14 protein-coding genes are annotated in these 19,126 nt (G+C 67.1%); 12 read left to right on the top strand and 2 right to left on the bottom strand.

Annotation, left to right across the window (positions count from 1 at the left end):
• Positions 1-27 precede the first annotated feature (27 nt).
• Complete coding sequence (locus tag ISO16_RS17705; protein ID WP_072633844.1) at positions 28-774, bottom strand: GntR family transcriptional regulator; 747 nt, start codon at positions 772-774, stop codon at positions 28-30.
• 9 nt (positions 775-783) lie between these two features.
• Positions 784-2,070, bottom strand: a complete 1,287-nt coding sequence (locus ISO16_RS17700; protein ID WP_083662357.1) for an MFS transporter — start codon at positions 2,068-2,070, stop codon at positions 784-786.
• Positions 2,071-2,617: 547 nt separating this feature from the next.
• Between ISO16_RS17700 and ISO16_RS17695 the strand changes: the two genes are divergently transcribed.
• From ISO16_RS17695 to ISO16_RS17640, 12 genes are all read left to right on the top strand, one after another.
• Complete coding sequence (locus tag ISO16_RS17695) at positions 2,618-3,988, top strand: MmgE/PrpD family protein (RefSeq protein WP_072633843.1); 1,371 nt, start codon at positions 2,618-2,620, stop codon at positions 3,986-3,988.
• A 118-nt stretch (positions 3,989-4,106) separates the two neighbouring features.
• Positions 4,107-5,621: an aldehyde dehydrogenase gene (locus tag ISO16_RS17690; protein ID WP_072633842.1), complete on the top strand. Its 1,515-nt coding sequence runs from the start codon at positions 4,107-4,109 to the stop codon at positions 5,619-5,621.
• 62 nt (positions 5,622-5,683) lie between these two features.
• Positions 5,684-6,793 carry a zinc-binding dehydrogenase gene (locus tag ISO16_RS17685; protein ID WP_230304380.1) on the top strand — a complete coding sequence of 370 codons (1,110 nt, stop codon included), beginning with the start codon at positions 5,684-5,686 and terminating at the stop codon, positions 6,791-6,793.
• A gap of 1 nt (position 6,794) precedes the next feature.
• Positions 6,795-7,961, top strand: a complete 1,167-nt coding sequence (locus ISO16_RS17680; RefSeq protein WP_072633840.1) for a CaiB/BaiF CoA transferase family protein — start codon at positions 6,795-6,797, stop codon at positions 7,959-7,961.
• A 339-nt stretch (positions 7,962-8,300) separates the two neighbouring features.
• Positions 8,301-9,059: a GntR family transcriptional regulator gene (locus ISO16_RS17675; protein WP_006942123.1), complete on the top strand. Its 759-nt coding sequence runs from the start codon at positions 8,301-8,303 to the stop codon at positions 9,057-9,059.
• Between the two features lie 495 nt (positions 9,060-9,554).
• Positions 9,555-10,748: an IS110 family transposase gene (locus tag ISO16_RS17670; protein ID WP_072633838.1), complete on the top strand. Its 1,194-nt coding sequence runs from the start codon at positions 9,555-9,557 to the stop codon at positions 10,746-10,748.
• A 380-nt stretch (positions 10,749-11,128) separates the two neighbouring features.
• Positions 11,129-11,227: a K(+)-transporting ATPase subunit F gene (gene kdpF / locus ISO16_RS17665; RefSeq protein ID WP_065923246.1), complete on the top strand. Its 99-nt coding sequence runs from the start codon at positions 11,129-11,131 to the stop codon at positions 11,225-11,227.
• A gap of 7 nt (positions 11,228-11,234) precedes the next feature.
• Positions 11,235-12,935, top strand: coding sequence for a potassium-transporting ATPase subunit KdpA (gene kdpA / locus ISO16_RS17660; RefSeq protein WP_072633837.1), 1,701 nt, complete (start codon positions 11,235-11,237; stop codon positions 12,933-12,935).
• A gap of 94 nt (positions 12,936-13,029) precedes the next feature.
• Positions 13,030-15,120, top strand: coding sequence for a potassium-transporting ATPase subunit KdpB (gene kdpB, locus ISO16_RS17655; RefSeq protein ID WP_072633836.1), 2,091 nt, complete (start codon positions 13,030-13,032; stop codon positions 15,118-15,120).
• A gap of 5 nt (positions 15,121-15,125) precedes the next feature.
• On the top strand, positions 15,126-15,785 hold the full coding sequence (locus tag ISO16_RS17650; RefSeq protein WP_044476248.1) for a potassium-transporting ATPase subunit C: 660 nt from the start codon (positions 15,126-15,128) through the stop codon (positions 15,783-15,785).
• A 7-nt stretch (positions 15,786-15,792) separates the two neighbouring features.
• Positions 15,793-18,339 carry a sensor histidine kinase gene (locus tag ISO16_RS17645; RefSeq protein WP_072633835.1) on the top strand — a complete coding sequence of 849 codons (2,547 nt, stop codon included), beginning with the start codon at positions 15,793-15,795 and terminating at the stop codon, positions 18,337-18,339.
• Complete coding sequence (locus ISO16_RS17640; RefSeq protein WP_072633834.1) at positions 18,336-19,016, top strand: response regulator; 681 nt, start codon at positions 18,336-18,338, stop codon at positions 19,014-19,016. The genes ISO16_RS17645 and ISO16_RS17640 overlap by 4 nt, the downstream gene beginning before the upstream one ends.
• Positions 19,017-19,126 lie beyond the last annotated feature (110 nt).

The raw sequence follows: 19,126 nt of genomic DNA, 5'->3' as shown, positions 1-19,126 counted from the left end.
GCTCAGTGCGGACCGCGGACGTCCCGATCAGCGGTGCCGGCGCAGGTCCATCCGGTAGCTGTAGCGGCGGGGATTGAAGCGGGAGGCGGTGAACTCGACCGGCCGCCCACCGGCGTCGTGGTACAGCCGCTCGATGAGCAAGACGGCGTCCCCTACCGAGCATCCGATCAGTTCGCTCTCAGTTTCTTCCGCTCGAGTGGCGTGGATGCTCTGGGTCGCCGAGACGATGCCCTCGGGCAGTAACCGCTCCGCCGATTGAATGATCGTGCTGTCGGTCTCCCATGCTGCCCGATCGATCACGTTGTCCGCCAATGAGGAAGCCATGTAGTGCCGAGTCAGGGCGAAGGGCGCATCGTTGTAGCAGCGTTGGACGAGGGCACAGCGAACATCTGAGATGTCCGCGCCGAGGTCACGAGCGATCGCAGGCTCGCTCACCCCCCGCCGGAAAGGCTCGAGCAACCGAGTGGTGGTGCCGGGCCAGCTCATGATCTCGTCGAGCGATCCGATCGCACGCTGATAGCGAACGGAGTTCGTCTCGTACCCAATCAAATACGTGCCGCTGCCCTGAACACGGTGCACCATGCCCACCTCGACCAGGTGTCCGATTGCTTGCCGGATCGTGTGCCTGCTGACGCCGAAAGCGTGCCGAAGTTGATCCTCGGTAGGCAACTTGTCACCCACGGCGTACTCACCGCGTTCGGCTCGCCGCCGAAGTTGTTCGGCGACGAGCCGGTACGCGGGACGCTTCAGATACGAATGCGTCTCCACAATCATGCCTGCCTGTCAGTCCCTCACCGAGGGTGCTTCGTCACTGAACAGCGACACTCCGCGAGTCTCGGGGAGATACCGCAGCAGGATCAAGAACGACAGCGCTGCAACCGCGACCAGATAGAAGGCGGGAGCGACGATGAGCGCGGCCGCCGCCGCGATGGCGGTAGCGATGAACGGGCCGGGCCCGCCGATGAGAGCCTGCGCGACGTTGAAGCCGATCGAGCTACCCGTCACCCGCAGTCGGGCCGGGAAGAGCTCGACCATGAGAACTCCGAGCATGACATTGGCCAGTGCCTCGAACGCCGCCAGGATTGCCAGACCGATCAGTGCGAGGTACCAGGTGCCGGTCGAGAGCAGCGCGAAGCAGGGGACCGCGGTCAGAGCAATGCCGACGGCGCCGAGCAGCATCGTGCGTCGGCGGCCGATGCGGTCGCCGATCATGCCTGCAACGGGGCACATGAGTGAGTAGATGAGCAATCCGAGCACCGCGAGTTCGAGGGCGGAGGTCTTGGCCATGTGGACCTCGACACTGAGGAAGGTGACCACGAAGGTTGTGAGGTAGTAGAAACCGAGGCCGGTCACCGCGGTGCAGACGAACACCAACAGGATTCCGGATCGACTGTGCTTGCCGACGTTGCGCAGCGGGGCATGCTCGACCTCGTGAGCGCGCTGGAGCTCCTGGAACACGGGAGTGTCCTCGAGCCGGAGCCGGACGTAGAGACCCAGGACGGCCAGTGGGCCGGCGACGAGGAAGGGGACACGCCACCCCCAGCTCGTCATCTGGTCGTCGGACAGCAGGGCCGTCAACAGCAAGGTCACCGCACCCCCGGCCATGACCCCGATGCCGGCGCCGGCGGAGACCACACTGCTCCACAGCCCGCGCCGGCGGGCCGGTGCATATTCGACGAGGAAGGCAGCCGCGCCCGCGTATTCGCCACCCGCAGAGAAACCTTGGGCACACCGAAGGAGCACCAGAAGAGCGGGAGCAGCGACGCCGATTGTGGCGTACGTCGGCAGGACACCGATGCCGATCGTGCAGATGCCCATGACGACGATCGCGAACGAGAGCGCCGCGCGGCGACCGGCACGATCGCCGAAAGCCCCGATCAGCAGCCCGCCGAGCGGACGAAAGAGGAACGCGACGCCGAAAACGGCGAGGGAGGCCAACAGCGACGTCGTGGCGTTGCCGGACGGAAAGAACAGCTGTCCGATGGTCGCGGCCAGAAACCCGTACACCGCGAAGTCGAACCACTCGAGGAAGTGGCCGATGCCCGCGGCGACGGCGACGCGTCGAGACACCCGGGGTGCCAGCGTCCCCGATGAGGTCAGCGCATCAGTCGTCGGCGCCTCTCCCGGAGTGGTGGGGGGTGACGGCAATACGGGGGGTGGGTTCGTCATCGAGGTCTCCTCGGGAAGCGTCGTGGACTTCTTTCGCCACGACGTGAATTTGGTCCTGCGCGAATCTGATGGTGTTTCTGGCGCGCCCATGATCCTCCGCCCTGGCGGCCCACAGTGAGATGAGCCACAGTTGTACGGATGATTGGAAGGTAGTCATGGTCGACGCTTGCGTCAACCCCTTGGAGTAGGCGGGTTCGCCGCTACGTGGAACTTGGACAACGGAAACGCCTTGAACAGGCAATTACCGTCAAATAGCGGGACCGTCGTGGTCGGATCCTGGAGGTGGACGGGTTCGATTCGCGTCGTGATTGACAGACGCATCGTTGCGCAATAGTGTCTCAAGTCATACGGACAAATTGTGAAACGGTGGTGGTCGGATCCGCTTCCGCGGGCAGCTCCGGCAGGAACTGCAACTGACGCGTCCACGAATCACGGAAGGGATGTGCGCATGGCTGGCAGCACGATCGCCGAACGACTCGGCGCCTTCGCCGCAGATCTGGAGGTCGATGCGCTTCCGCTACCAGTCGTCAAGCGGGCGAAAGGGTGCCTCATCCACGCTTTGGCGGTGGGGATGGCCGGCTCGGCCGCTGGCTTCGGGCGACGGGCCGAGCAGGTTACCCCCGGAGTGAGCTCGCCACCGAACCGCCGGGGATACGCCCGCTCGCTGGTGACCGGCCAGTGGCATCCGGCCTCGACGGCGGCCTTCATCAACGGAGTGCATCTACATGCCCGGGCGCAGGAGGACACACATGGCACGTTCCATCCAGGCGTAAGCGTCGTACCCGCCGCTCTGGCGGCAGCAGAGGCCAGCGCTGTCGACGGTCGGACTCTGCTTGCAGCGGTCGTCGCGGGTTACGAGGTGGGCATCGCGCTGTCGAAGCCACTCACGGACCTGACCACCCCGCCCTTTCGCGCCACGGCGGTGTTCGGACCGGTAGCTGCCGCTGCCGCCGTCGCACGAATCCGCGGCCTGAGCGGCGAACGCACGACCTCCGCGCTGGCAATCGCCGCATCGATCTCGGGTGGCACGTCCGAATCGTTCGGTGCCGGAACTGACGAATGGCATTTCCAGTCGGGAATTGCGGCGACGAGTGGACTGATGGCAGCGCAACTTGCCGAAGCCGGAGTTGCGGGCTCGCGGGCCGCTTTCGAAGCCGAAGCGGGATTCCTCGACTGCTTCTCGCGATCGCGTGAGGCAGCGGAAATGATCGCCCGCGACCTCGGGCGGTCCTGGAACATGCTCGAAGTAACCTTCAAGCCCTACCCGGTGTGTGCGTTCAATCAGGCGCCGGCCATGCTCGCGGTGCGGCTGCGCGAGTCCGGTCTCCACGCCGACGAGGTCGCATCGATCCGGCTGCAGATGAACGAACGCGAGGCAACCTATCCGGGCATGCCCTCGCGCGGGCCCTTCACCAGTACCTCACAGACACTGATGAGCGCCAGATTCGCCTTCGCAACCGGGCTCGTCCACGGCGACATCACCTACGGCCTGTTGCAACACTTCACCGATCCGCAGGTGCTCGACCTCATCGGCAAGATCGACCTCGTCGCCGAGTCGGCACGCCCGGCGAAAACCGCACACGCCACTGTGGGCCTGGTCGACGGGACCGCGGTCCAAGACGCCATCGAGGACTCCGATGCGATGCTGTCGTGGGACACCGACGGCGTCGTACGCAATGCCGAACGCCTCGCACACGAAATTCCGCTGTCCACAAAGGAACTGGAAACTTTGATCGACAGCGTGGCCACGTTGCCCGACGCGCCGTCCGTCGACCCGTTGATCCGTGCGACTTTGGCGGGTATCTCCGTCAAAAAGTGAGGACAGCTCCTTTCCAGTCGTCCCCCTCGACATGCGGGGTACATCGAAACCCGAAACCGACGCTCCCAATTCAACAGTGCCGGGCACTCGATCCGGCCGAGAAACGAGAAAGAGCACTATGACCGAGAACGTCGCCATCGCCGAACGGCGAAACAGCGAACTCCAACACCGAAAGATGTACATCGACGGCGAATGGGTCGACGCCATCTCCGGTGAGATTTTCGAGACCGTCAACCCCTACAACGGGCGGGCCTGGGCCACTGCCCCACTCGCCGGACCGGAAGATGTCAAGAATGCTGTCGAGGCCGCGCGACGCGCGCTGTCCGGGCCGTGGGGATCGATGTCCGCGGCGCAGCGAGGCGCCCTGATCCGTAGACTGGCGGCGCTGATCGAGCCCCACGCAGACGAGCTCGCGCGTATCGAGACCACCGACAACGGCAAGGTCATCCGCGAGACGCGCGGCCAGATGGCCGGATTGCCGGCGACCTACGAGTTCTTCGCCGGCGCTGCCGACAAGATCTTCGGTGACACCATCTCCGCGCCCCAGACGAACTTCTTCACCTACACTCGCCGCGAGCCAGTCGGCGTGGTCGCCGCGATCCTTCCCTGGAACAGCCCTCTGTTCCTGCTGGCGAGCAAGCTCGCGCCCGCCTTGGCCGCCGGCTGCACATTCGTCGCCAAGCCCGCAGAGCAGACGCCGACGTCGACCCTCGAATTCGCCAAGCTCGTCGATGAAGCCGGTTTCCCGCCCGGAGTGTTCAACGTCGTCACCGGCGCGGGGAACACAGGAGCCGCACTGACCGCCGAACCCGGCGTGGACAAAGTCACCTTCACCGGCTCCACTGCCACCGGAATCGCGGTCATGAAGAGCGCCGCCGACCACATCGCAGAGGTCACCCTCGAACTCGGCGGCAAGTCCCCCAACATCATCTTCCCCGACGCCGACATCGATGCGGCCGTCAACGGGGTGATGGCAGGAATCTTCGCCGCCACCGGCCAGACCTGCATCGCCGGAAGCCGTTTGCTGGTCCACGAATCGATCCGCGATACCGTCGTCGAGCGACTCGCACGACGCGCACCCCAGATCAAGATGGGGGATCCGCTCGACATCGAAACCGAGATGGGCCCCATCGCCTTCGCCGAGCAACTCGAGAAGGTCCGCTACTACGTCGACCTCGGAGTCGACGAAGGAGCCACAGTGGTGTGCGGCGGAGAGCGTCCGCAGGACACCGAACTGGCCGACGGGTACTTCTTCCAGCCCACCATCCTCAGCGGCGTCGACAATTCGATGCGCGTGGCACGGGAAGAGATCTTCGGACCCGTGCTGTCGGTCATCACCTTCACCTCCGAAGAAGAGGCGGTCCAACTCGGCAACGACACGACCTACGGACTCGCCGCGGCGGTGTGGACGAAGGACGTCCAACGCGCGCACCGCGTGGCGCACCGGCTCAACGCCGGCACGATTTGGATCAACTCCTACCGTGTGCTCGCCAACAACGTCCCGTACGGCGGCTTCGGGCAGAGCGGAATCGGCCGCGAAAACGGCATCGAAGGCCTCGACGCGTATCTGCAGACCAAATCCATCTGGGTCGAACTCACCGGTGAAAGCCGTGACCCGTTCAAGCTCGGCTGAACCAACAGGAGCAGAAACTGATGACCACCACATTCGACATCCCCAAGACCAGCCAGGCGGCGGTGCTCACCAAGCACAGTGAGCCGCTCGAGATCCGCGAAATTCCGGTACCCCAGACCCTGGAACCGGGCGCACTCCTGGTCCGTATCGAAGCAGCGACGGTGTGCGGCTCGGACCTGCACCTATGGGATGGCTCCCTCGGCGGCAGCCAGGCGCTGGACCTACCTGTCATTCCCGGACACGAAATGGTCGGGCGGGTGATCGCATTCGGTGACGGCGCCGAGCGAGACACCTTCGGGACACCGCTCGAAATCGGCGATCGCATCTGCTTCACCCACGCTTCATGCAACCAATGTGACCACTGCCGGTTCGACAACCAGCCCACCCTGTGCACCAACCGGCAGTACTACATGTTCACCAACTGCGAGCGTCCCCCGTACCTGGTCGGCGGCTTCGCCGAGTACGCCTACGTCTTCCCCAATTCGGGACGAGTGCGCGTGCCGGACGAGGTGGAAACCTCTTGGGCATCGGCGGCCAGCTGCGCACTGCGCACAGTTGTGCACTCTTTCGAACGCATCGGCAAGATGAATCCCTGGGAAACCGTCGTTATCCAGGGAGCGGGCCCGCTCGGCCTGTTCGCTACCGCCCTCGCCGATCATCTCGGCGCCGGACGAATCATCACCGTCGGCGCTCCCGATACCCGCCTTGCCATTGCCAAGCAGTACGGGGCAACCGACCTCGTCTCTGTCGCCGAACATCCCGAACCCGAAGACCGGGTCGCCGCGGTCCGCGAATTGCTCGGCGGGCACGGCGCCGAAGTCGTCTTCGAGTTCTCCGGCGCACGCACCGCGTTCCCAGAAGGTCTGGGAATGATCAAGGAAGGCGGCCGCTACATGGTCACCGGCCAGATCGACGGTCCAGGCAAGGAAGTCGCGGTCCGGCCCGGCTTCATCACCCGACAGCAGCTGACCATCATGGGAACCTGGTCCGGGCACATCGCCGAATATCGCAAGGCTCTCGACTTCATGAAGAACACACATGGTAAGTACGACTTCGGCGCACTGGTCCCGAACCGGTACCGGCTCGACCAGGCGACCGAGGCACTGACGCGGATGCGGGCACAGGAGGACATCAAGCCGATGCTCGTCCCGCACGCAACCGAAGGAATCTGACGTGAGGCCCCTCGACGGCATTCGGGTGCTCGAGATGGGCCAGTACATCGCCGCCCCCTACTGTGCGATGATGCTGGCCGACCTGGGCGCGGAAGTCATCAAGATCGAGAAGCCCGACGGCGGCGATCCGCGCAGAATCTACGATCCGCTCGAGCAGACCGAGACCGGATCTATGAGCGGCGGGTTCCTGAGCTACAACCGCAACAAGAAGTCCGTCACGCTGGACTTGAGCACAGAAGGCGACCGAGCCCGATACCGGACCCTTGCGGCGACCGCGGACGTAGTCGTGGAAAACCTCCGTCCCGGTGCCGTCGACCGTATGGGAGTCGGATACGAAGCGCTCAAGGAGGCCAATCCACGCCTGATCTACTGCGCCATCAGCGGCTACGGACGGTTGCGGACGCATCGAGGTGAATTTGCCGAACGGCCGGCCTTCGACACCGCCATCCAGGCAGTCGGCGGATTGATGGCGGTGACCGGAGAACCCGGGGGCCCGCCGCTGCCGACGGTGACCGGTTTCGCGGACGTCTTCACCGCGGTCCACGCCACCGTCAGCGTGCTCGCCGCTCTACAGGGACGTCAGAATACCGGTGTGGGCGCGTTCGTCGATCAGAGCATGTACGACTCCGTGGCGTCCCTGCTCGAACGCGAACTGATGCTGTGGGATTTCACGGGCGAGCATCGAGTGCGCGGGGTGGATCGCTACTCTCCACTCGGTGCCCTCGAGGCCGAGGATGGTTATGTTGCACTGATTCTGCCCACCCACGAAATGTGGCGGCGGCTGTGTGTGGCAATCGAGCGGACCGACCTGCTCGACCATCCACTGTTGGACACCGTCGTTCACCGGGCCGAGAACTTTGCATCGGTGATCCGCCCCGAAGTCGAACGGTGGACACGGTCGCGCACCCGCCGAGAGATCGTCGAACGCTTCGCCGCCCATGGGCTTCCCGCCGGGGAAACCCAGACCGTGGACGAGCTCTACCGGTGCCCTCACCTTGACGCGCGTCGCATGTTCCTCGAGATCGACGATCCGTATGCCGGTCGCCGAAGGATGATCCGGACACCGTTCCTGACCGACACCTACGAGGAGCCACGCACCGACTCGGCGCCCCAGCTCGGCGCCCACAACGACGAACTGCTTGCTGAGGTGGAACCGACCACGGCCTGAGGCGCCGACATGGATGGCGGGGACACCAGCACCACCGCGACAGGGCCCACATCCGTATCGGGTCCGTCGTGCTGCGGTGACAGACGTCCATCGGTCGCCCAACTCCGGCGCCGGAAGGACCGAGTGTGGAGGTGTGATCGCAGACGGTCACACCTCCACACTCGATTCATCAGTATCAATTTGCGAGGTAGCAGAAGTAGTATGCAATCTGACGCCACGAATATGCTTTTGTTGCAGTCAATTCCCGTTACCGAGTCTCCCACGTTGAAGATTCATCCGTACGAGCGCTAGTGTGGTGGATGACACCCTGCCGATCGCATCAGGGAGAAGGAGGAGCCCGTGGTGACGAAGAAGGCCGCTCCCGCGGAGCGTGGTGTCCCAGCGTACCGAGAGTTGGCCGAGAAGTTGCGGGCCGACATCGAGGCAGGTGTCTACTCGGTGGGACGGAAAATGCCCACCGAAAGCGTGTTGCAGTCGGTCCACAACGTCAGCCGCCACACGGTGCGTGAGGCGCTCCAGATACTGCTCTCGGACGGGCTGATCTACCGCGTCCAAGGCAGCGGAACCTATGTGAGCGGGCGTCAACAGGACACCCGGGGCCGCTATGTCCGCTCGATCGGCTCCCTCGACGAAATTATCGTCTGGCCCGATACGAACACCGAGGTGATCGAGCCATTCACCGTCGTCGTCGAGCCCTCCATCGCGGCCCGATTGGAATTGCCGTACATCGAGGTCAGCAAGGCCACCGTTCGACGTTCCTATGAGGGACTCCCCTTCGTCCTGACACGTCACTACGTCGAACCCGAACTCGGTGCGAAACTGGCCGCGGACGGGGTCCCGTCGGTCGGCGAAGGAACCGTGATCGGGGCGGCCGAAAAACTCCTCACCAAGCCGATCATGGGCGCGCGCCAGGAGATCACCGCCATGAACGCCCCCGAGCACGAGGCTGAGCTGATCGGATGTCAAGCTGGAGACGCCATACTGCTGATCGAGCGTCTGTATTACGACGCGGACGGCAAGTTCGTCGAGTTCACATCCTCTCATTTCAATCCACGTCGGTACTCGTACCGCATGGAACTGAGGCGGCGAGGAGCCTGAACAGGTCGTATTCCTTCTCGGCCTCGAAGTAGAAGGTAGTCACGTCGTAGAGCAGCAGGTTCAGATCACCGGCTGCGACAACATGTTCGAAGCAGCACTCCGCGATTCGGTCACGGTAGCCGCGGTCGGTGCAGCGGTGCGGTGTCCGCACGAACGTGTTGATCTGCTGGGTGGGCGCCCGGGCGCACCTGCACACCGATCGGCGCCGGCTGCTCGGGCACCTGCGCACCCGCTACTCGTACGACCGTGAGCAGCTCCCCCGTTACGTTATTTACGGTCCTTCACAGAAGGACTACGGTCGCCAGACCCGGTATGACTCCTTGCCCCCTGTCTCACGCATGATCCGGGGGGTGGTGTCGCCGGGTGTGGTGGCGTCGACGGACCGCTGATAGGGACACGGCCAACCGAAATTGGGTAGGTCTCTTTGTAACGTGGGTGCCGGGCGTCGATGCCGGATCGGCGACCGGCCGACCGAGACACAAGGGACGACCCCGAATGGACTCGAACTATGCGGTGTATTGCGGCATCGACGTCGGCAAAGGTGAGCACCACGCCGTCGGACTGACCGCCGCCGGAAAGAAGATCTACGACAAGGCGTTGCCGAACGACGAAGCGAAGCTGCGGGCGGTATTCGACCGCCTGGCCGAACACGGCCCGGTGCTGGTGGTCGTCGACCAACCGAACACGATCGGCGCCCTGCCGGTCACCGTCGCCCGTGTCTGCGGCCACGAGGTCGGCTACCTGCCCGGGCTGGCGATGCGCCGCATCGCCGACCTGTACCCCGGGCAGGCGAAAACAGACGCCCGAGATGCGTTCATCATCGCCGATGCCGCCCGCACCATGCCGCACTCCCTGCGCCGGGTCGATACCGGCGACGAGGCCCTCGCCGAGCTCGAGGTCCTCGTCGGGTTCGATGACGATCTGGCCGGTGAAGCCACCCGGGTCAGCAACCGGATCCGTGGTCTGCTCACTTCCATCCACCCCGCGCTCGAGCGGGTCCTCGGACCCCACATCGCCCATCCGGCCGTTCTCGAGGTCCTCTCCCGCTGCGGTGGACCGGCCGGAATCCGGCAGGCCGGCAAGCGCAAGCTCACCGCGATCGCGGTCAAGCACGCGCCCCGCATGGGCACCCGGCTCGTCGGCGAGATCCTTGTCGCCCTCGACGAGCAGACCGTGGTGGTCCCCGGCACCCAGGCCGCCGAGACCATCCTCCCCAAACTCGCCGACACCCTGAAAGAGACTCTCCAGCAACGGAAAGCGGTCGCCGAAGACGTAGAGAGAGCCCTCGATGAACACCCTCTTTCCCGGGTCCTGACATCGATGCCCGGCATCGCTTTCAGGACTGCAGCCCGGATCCTGATCGAGGTCGGTGACGGCTCCGCCTTCCCCTCCGCCGCCCATCTGGCTGCCTACGCCGGCATCGCACCGGTCACCCGTAGATCGGGCTCCTCGATCCATGGCGAGCACCCCGCCCGGTCCGGGAACAAAAAGCTCAAACGAGCACTGTTCCTGTCCGCGTTCTCCGCCCTCCACGACCCCACCAGTCGGGCCTACTACGACAAAAAGCGTGCCGAGAAGAAGAAGCACAACGCGGCCCTGATCTGCCTCGCCCGACGCCGCTGCGACGTCCTCTACGCCATGCTGAAGAACAAGGAACTCTACCGGACACCACTCCCCTCGGCGGCTTGACAGGAACCATAGGGACACCCCCCCGCTCGACGAGGTGGCCGACGTGCATGCGCGCCTGGTCGACGTGGCGCTGCGGTGATGCCGGCGGCCCCGAGCCGTTCCGGCGTCGGGGCCCGCGGGCGCTGCGCCGCAGGGACGCCGGACCCGGGGTGTAAAGAATTCGTCAGGACATCGGCCGCGGGCGTCAAGATTCCGTATGGATCGCGGTCCACGGACGGGCGCGGTGCGACAGTGTGGTGCGGGGCGCCGATCGGCGCCTGATTCGTGTCTACGACAAGGGAAGACGACATGGCCGACACCGCGTACGTGGTGCTGATCCTGGCAGGGTTCCTGGTATGCGCTCTGGTCCTGCGCGCGCTGCATGTGCGAGGTGAGAGCCGATGACCTGGGCAGGGGTGGCGAGCGTCGCGCTCGTCGTGCTCACGACGGCACTGGTGGTGTACCTGCTGATCGCGCTGCTCGATCCGGAGAGGTTCTGACGATCCGATGACTCCAGCTGTTGCCGCGGGACTGCAGATCGGCCTGGTCGTTGCAGTCCTGGCGTTGGCATACGTTCCACTCGGCGACTACATGGCGAGGGTGTACACGACCGACACCGACCTGAGGTGGAAGGACCTGCGGATCGAGTCCCTGATGTACCGGCTGTGCCGGATCGATCCGCGCGCAGAACAGACCTGGTACGGATACGCCGCGAGTGTGCTCGGTTTCTCGCTCGCGAGCGTGCTCTTGCTGTACACGGTGCAGCGACTGCAGGGTGTCCTGCCGCTCGGCCGGGACCTGGGTGGAGTGAGTCCGGCGGTGGCATTCAACACCGCGGTCTCGTTCGTCACCAACACCAACTGGCAGTCCTACGTGCCCGAGACGACGATGAGCCCACTCACCCAGTCCGCCGGCCTCGCGGTGCAGAACTTCGTCTCGGCGGCGGTCGGCATGGCGGTCGCGATCGCCCTGATCCGCGGCCTGGTGCGCGTCGGGCGCGGCGGCGAGATCGGCAACTTCTGGGTGGACCTGACCCGCGGCACCCTGCGGATTCTCTTGCCGCTGGCGTTCGTGATCGCGTTGATTCTGTTGTCCCAGGGCGTGATCCAGTCGTACCGCAGCGGCTTCTCCGCCACCGGACTGGACGGCAACGCGGTCACCACCGCGCTGGCGCCGGTCGCCTCACAGGAGGCGATCAAGGAACTGGGCACCAACGGCGGCGGCATCCTCGCCGCGAACTCGGCCCACCCGTTCGAGAACCCCACCCCCGTCACCAATATCGTCGAGATCCTCGCGATCCTGCTGATCCCGGTAACGCTGACGCGCACGTTCGGCACGATGATCGGCAACCGACGGCAGGGCCTGACCGTCCTCGGCGTGATGGCGTTGCTCTACGGCACCGTCCTGGCGGTGACGCTGGCCGCCGAATCCGGCACGCGGGGCGTGGCGGCGAACGCCGCCGGCGCGATGATGGAGGGCAAGGAAGTCCGGTTCGGGATCCCCGGTTCGGTGCTGTTCGCGGTGTCGACCACCGGCACGAGCACCGGTGCGGTGAACTCGGCGCACGACAGCATGTCCCCGCTCGGCGGTGGGGCCGTCCTGCTGAACATCCTGCTCGGCGAGATCGCGCCGGGCGGAGTCGGCACCGGCCTGTACAGCATGCTGGTGCTCGCAGTGATCGCCGTGTTCGTCGGGGGCCTGCTCGTGGGGCGCACGCCCGAGTTCCTCGGCAAGAAGCTGCGCAGGCGCGAGATCACCCTTGCCGCGCTGGCGGTGCTGGTGATGCCGGCGCTGGTGCTGACCGGCACCGCGATCACCGTGATCCTGTCCACCACCACCGGGTATCTCGGCAACTCCGGGGATCCGGGCACTCCGGGCGCGATCCACGGGTTCACCGAGGTGCTCTACGCCTATGCCTCGGCGTCGAACAACAACGGCAGCGCCTTCGGCGGGCTGACCGTGACCAGCGACTGGTTCCAGTCCTCGCTGGGCATGTGCATGCTGCTCGGGCGGTTCCTGCCGATCGTGTTCGTCCTGGCCCTGGCCGGATCGCTGGCCGCCCAGCGTCGCACCCCGGCCGGTGCGGGCACGCTGCCCACCACCGGTGCGGCCTTCGCCGGGCTGCTCACCGGAACGGCCGTCCTCGTTGCGGCTCTCACCTTCTTCCCGGCCCTCGCTCTGGGCCCCATCGCGGAAGCACTTCAATGACCCTCGTCTCCCCCTCGGCGCCTCACACGCACCTGCGGCGCCGCGACCACGGCTCTTCCTCCCGCCCCGCGGCGGAGATCACGGAGATACTTCGGTGACCATCGACCTTCATTCCCACCGGGAGACCATCGCCTCCCACCCGCATCGTGTCGGCGGGGGCGTGTTCAGCCCCCGTCAGCTGGCAGAGGCCCTGCCGGGAGCGATCCGCAAGCTCGATCCCCGGCATGTGGCGCGGAATCCGGTGATGTTCGTCGTGCTGGTCGGATCGGCGGTCGCCACCGTCGCGGCGATGGTCGAACCCACGCTGTTCGCGTGGTCGATCGCGGCGTGGCTGTGGTTCACCGTGCTGTTCGCCAACCTCGCCGAGTCGGTCGCCGAGGGGCGCGGCAAGGCGCAGGCGGCGAGCCTGCGAAAGGTCAAGCAGGACACGACAGCCCGTCGCCTCACCGGTCCAGCCGCCGAGGAATCCGTATCGGCCACCGAGCTGCGCGTGGGCGATCTCGTCGTGGTGGAGACCGGTCAGACGATCCCCGGTGACGGCGACGTGATCGAGGGCATCGCCACGGTCGACGAGTCGGCGATCACCGGAGAATCGGCGCCGGTGATCCGCGAGTCGGGTGGCGACCGATGCGCCGTCACCGGCGGCACCACCGTGCTCTCCGACCGCATCGTCGTGCGGATCACCGCACCACCCGGGCAGACCTTCGTGGACCGGATGATCGCTCTCGTCGAAGGGGCCGCCCGGCAGAAGACCCCCAACGAGATCGCCCTGAACATCCTTCTCGCGGCGTTGACGATCGTGTTCCTGCTCGCGGTCGTCGCGATCGGTCCGATGAGTGCGTACGCCGGCGCCGAGCAGGGACCGGTCGAGCTGATCGCGCTGCTGGTGTGCCTGATTCCCACCACGATCGGTGCCCTGCTCTCCGCGATCGGCATCGCCGGGATGGACCGGCTGGTGCAGCGCAATGTGCTGGCCATGTCCGGTCGTGCCGTCGAGGCGGCCGGGGACATCGACACCCTGCTGTTGGACAAGACCGGCACCATCACCTACGGCAACCGGCGCGCCACCGCACTGCACCCCGCCCCCGGCGTCACGGATCTCGAAATGGCTTCTGCGGCAAGACTGTCGAGCCTGTCCGACGGAACCCCCGAGGGGCGCAGCATCGTCGAGTTGTGCGCCGAGCGGTTCCACCTCGATCCGAGCCCGTCGGGCGCCGAGCGCTCCGCCGAGTTCGTCGCATTCACCGCGCACACCCGGATGAGCGGCCTCGACACCGCCGGAGACGCCGGCATCCCGGTCCGCATCCGGAAGGGCGCCGCCGACGCGGTGACCCGCTGGGTGGCCGAGCAGGGCGGACGGATCCCCGAGGCGGTGAGCACCGTCGTCGACGACATCGCCCGCGGCGGCGGAACACCGCTCGTGGTGGCCCGATCCGACGATCGCGGCGCATCGGCGGTCGGCGTCGTCGAGCTGTCCGATGTCGTCAAGCCCGGCATGGCACAGCGATTCGCCCAGCTGCGGGCGATGGGCATCCGCACGGTGATGATCACCGGGGACAACCCCCTCACCGCGAAGGCGATCGCAGCCGAGGCGGGGGTCGACGACTTCCTGGCCGAGGCGACCCCCGAGGACAAGCTGGCGCTGATCCGCTCGGAACAGCAGGGCGGACGGCTGGTCGCGATGACAGGTGACGGTACCAACGACGCGCCCGCCCTCGCCCAGGCCGACGTGGGGGTGGCGATGAACACCGGCACCTCCGCGGCCAAGGAGGCGGGGAACATGGTCGACCTCGACTCCGATCCGACGAAGCTGATCGAGGTGGTCGAGATCGGCAAGCAGCTGCTCATCACGCGCGGGGCACTGACCACCTTCTCGCTGGCGAACGATCTCGCGAAGTACTTCGCGATCCTGCCCGCGTTGTTCAGCGGGATCTACCCACAACTGGCGGGGCTGAACATCATGGGACTGGCCACCCCGCAGAGCGCGATCCTGTCGGCGGTGATCTTCAATGCCCTCGTGATCGTGGCGCTGATACCGCTGGCCCTGAAGGGTGTGCGGTACCGGCCGGCGAACGCGTCGTCGCTGCTGGGGCGGAATCTGCTCGTCTACGGCCTCGGCGGGGTGATCACCCCGTTCGTCGGGATCTGGCTGATCGACCTCGTGGTGCGTCTGGGAATCGGGTGACACTGATGGGATTCGGTAACTTCTTCGCAGGGTTGATGCGGCAGGCGCGAGCCGGCCTGCTGATGCTGGTCGCACTGACCGTGATCGTCGGAGTGGCCTATCCGGCGGCGGTGTGGGCGGTGGGACGGCTCGGTTCGGCGAGCGCCGAGGGCTCGCCACTGACCGACACGAACGGTTGCGTCGTCGGCAGCCGGCTGATCGGCGTCGACCCGCAGGTCGCGCCCGGCGAGCCCGATCCGTTCTTCCACACTCGGGTCGTCGGCTCGGTCGCCGACGCAGACGCCTTCGCGCCGGGCGACCCGGCCGCCGCGCTGCCGTCCAACCAGGGCCCGAGCAGCGAGGTGCTGGCCGCCTTCGTCGACGAACGGCGTGCCGTGATCGCCGCGCGCGAGCAGGTGCCGCCGCAGGAGATTCCGGTCGATGCGGTCACCGGGTCCGGCTCCGGCGTCGATCCCCACATCTCCCCGGCCTACGCCGCGGTGCAGGTGCCGCGGGTGGCGCGGGTCACCGGCATCCCCGAGCAGCGGGTCCGGGAGCTGGTCGCCGCGCACACCGAGGGCCGGCAACTCGGGTTCCTCGGCGCCGAACGAGTGAACGTGCCCGAGCTGAACGTGGCGCTGGGACTGACCGCACCCGACTGCGACGGGGTCCCCTCGGGTGGATGATGGCGTCGTGACCGGTACTGCACGCACCGCCGCCCCCGAGGCGTCGCGCCGGGGGCGGCTGCGGATCTACCTCGGTGCCGCCCCCGGCGCGGGCAAGACGTTCGCCATGCTGGGCGAGGCCCATCGGCGGATCGCCCGGGGCGGTGACGTGGTGGTGGCGATCGTGAACACGCACGGTCGTGCCCGCACCGCCGAACAACTGGCCGGCCTGGAGACCGTCCCGCCCCGACGGATCGGCTACCGGGACGCGGTGTTCGAGGAACTGGACCTCGATGCCGTGCTGGCCCGCCGGCCGGCCGTCGCCCTGGTCGACGAGCTCGCCCACACCAACGTTCCCGGCAGCCGCCACGCGAAACGGTGGCAGGACGTCGAGGAACTGCTCGACGCGGGAATCGACGTGCTGTCGACGGTGAACATCCAGCATCTCGAGTCCCTCAACGACGTGGTCGAGCAGATCACCGGCGTGGTGCAGCGCGAGACCGTCCCCGACGACGTCGTGCGCCGCGCCGACCAGGTGGAGCTGGTGGACATCACCCCGCAGGCCCTGCAGCGACGCCTGGCGCACGGGAACGTGTATGCGCCCGAGAAGGTCGATGCCGCGCTGCGCAACTACTTTCGGGAGGGCAACCTGACCGCCCTGCGCGAGATCGCCCTGCTCTGGCTCGCCGACCAGGTCGACCTCGCGCTCGCCAAGTACCGCGGCGAACACGCCATCACCGACACCTGGGAGGCCCGCGAGCGGGTCGTCGTCGCCGTCACCGGTGGGCCCGAATCGGAGACGTTGGTGCGCCGGGCCAGCCGCATCGCCGCCAAGGCGAGTGCGGAACTGATGGTCGTGCACGTCGTCCGCGGCGACGGGCTCACCGGCGTCTCGGCGCCGCAGATGGGGAAGGTCCGGACTCTGGCGGCGAGCCTGGGGGCAAGCCTGCACAGCGTCGTCGGCGACGACGTGCCCACCACGCTGCTCGACTTCGCGCGGGAGGTGAACGCCACCCAGCTGGTGCTCGGCACGTCCCGGCGCCCGCGGTGGGCACGCATCCTCGACGAGGGCATCGGGGCGGCGGTCGTCCGCGACTCCGGCAAGATCGACGTGCACATGGTGACCCACGAGCACACCGCCCGTGGGCCGAGGATGGCGTTGCTGGGCCGCCACGAGCGGCGACTGCAGTCCTGGATCGCGGCGTTCGTCATCCCCGTCGTCGCCACCGGCGTGATGGCGCTGATCGACCACTTCACGGGCTTCGAGGGCCAGCACACGCTGTATTTCGTCGTCGTGCTCGCCGTCGCGCTGTTCGGCGGAATCGGTCCGGCCATCGTCGCGGCCCTGCTGTCGGCCCTGCTGTTGAACTTCTTCTTCACCGAGCCGCGCTACAGCTTCACCATCGCCGAGCCGGCCAATTTCGTCACCACCGTGGTGCTGCTCGTCGTCGCCGTGGCGGTCGCCGCACTGGTCGATGCCGCCGCGGCCCGGGCCCGCGAGGCCCGGCTCGCGTCCCAGGAGGCCGAACTGCTCGCGCTGTTCGCCGGCGCGGTCCTGCGGGGTGCGGACCTGCCCCGGCTGCTCGAGAAGGTCCGGGAAACCTACGCCCAGCACGGCGTCAGCCTCGTCCGCACCGACCGGGAGCCGGCACAGGTCCTGGGGACGGCCGGGTCGGCGCCACCGACGTCGATGCAGGCCGCCGACACCGTCTGCGAGGTCGACGACAGCGCGTACGCCCTCCTGCTCGGTGGTCCGCAGCTGCGCGCCCGCGACCGCCGGATCCTCACCGCGGTGGCCGGACAGGCCGCCGGACTGGTCCGGCAGCAGGAACTCGCCGCCGAGGCCGCCCAGGCGTCGGCCCTGGCCGAGACCGACCGCCTGCGGCGGCTGTTGCTGTCGGCGGTGAGCCACGACCTGCGCACCCCGCTCGCTGCCGTCAAGGCCGCGGTGTCGAGCCTGCGCAGCACCGATGTCGAGTTCTCCCCCGAGGACACCGCGGAGCTGCTCGCGACCATCGAGGAATCCACCGACCAGCTCACCGGCCTGGTGTCGAACCTGCTCGACTCCTCCCGGCTCGCGGCCGGGGTGATCACGCCCGTCCTGCAGCCGGTCTACCTCGACGAGGTGGTGCACCGGGCCATGGTCACGCTTTCGAGCGGCGGTTCGGACACCGCCCGCAACGTTCGCGAACGCATCGAGGTCGACGTCGACGACACCGTGGTCGGCGCGGACAGCGGGCTGCTCGAACGGGTCCTGGCCAATCTTCTCGACAATGCCCTGCGCTACGCACCCACCGGTCCGATCCGCGTCGGCGCCGGCACCTCCGGTGACCGCACCACCGTCACCATCGCGGACTGCGGTCCCGGACTCGCACCCGGCGACACCGGCAACGTCTTCGCCGCCTTTCCCCGCGCCGGGGACCACCGCAGCAGCCGCGGGGCGGGGCTCGGGTTGGCCGTCGCCCGCGGATTCGCCGAAGCGATGGGCGGGACCGTCACCGCCACCGAGACACCCGGTGGCGGGACCACCATGGTGGTCGAGCTCGCCGCCGCGCCGGCCAGGGTGCCGCGATGACCCGCATCCTCGTCGTCGACGACGAACCACAGATCCTGCGTGCGTTGCGCATCAACCTCGCCGCACGCGGGTACGAGGTGATCACCGCCGGCGACGGACGCTCCGCCCTCCGTGCCGCCGCCCAGCAGCATCCCGATGTGATCGTCCTCGACCTGGGCCTGCCCGACCTCGACGGGATCGAAGTGCTCGCCGGGCTGCGCGGCTGGTGCACGGCCCCCGTCATCGTCCTCTCGGCACGCACCGACGCCCTCGACAAGGTGGCCGCCCTCGATACCGGAGCCGACGACTACGTCACGAAGCCGTTCGGGATGGAGGAGTTCCTCGCCCGCATCCGCGCCGCGGTCCGCCGGGCCGGCACCACCCCGGACACGACCGAACCGACGATCGACGCCGACGACTTCACCGTCGACCTCGTCGCGAAGAAGGTCACCCGCGACGGCGCACCGGTGCACCTGACCCCCACCGAGTGGGGGATGCTCGAGATGCTGGTGCGCAACCGCGGCAAGCTCGTCGGCCAACGGGAACTGCTCGAAGAGGTGTGGGGACCGTCCTACACGACCCAGACCCATTACCTGCGGGTGTATCTCACGCAGCTGCGCCGCAAACTCGAACCCGATCCTGCGCACCCTCGCCACCTGCTCACCGAACCGGGAATGGGATACCGCTTCGAACCGTGAAGCCACTCGCGCGGGACGAAGCGGGGCGGTCCGAGCAGCGCCGCCGGACGTCCGGCACGACGGATTCGTAACCAAATCCCGGTTCCGAGCAGCACGACGTCCCGGGCGGC

It is taken from the genome of Rhodococcus sp. M8, assembly GCF_015654185.1.
Lineage (GTDB): Bacteria > Actinomycetota > Actinomycetes > Mycobacteriales > Mycobacteriaceae > Rhodococcus > Rhodococcus aetherivorans.
Note: the sequence above shows the minus strand (reverse complement) of the source record. Positions and strands in the feature narration are given on the sequence as shown.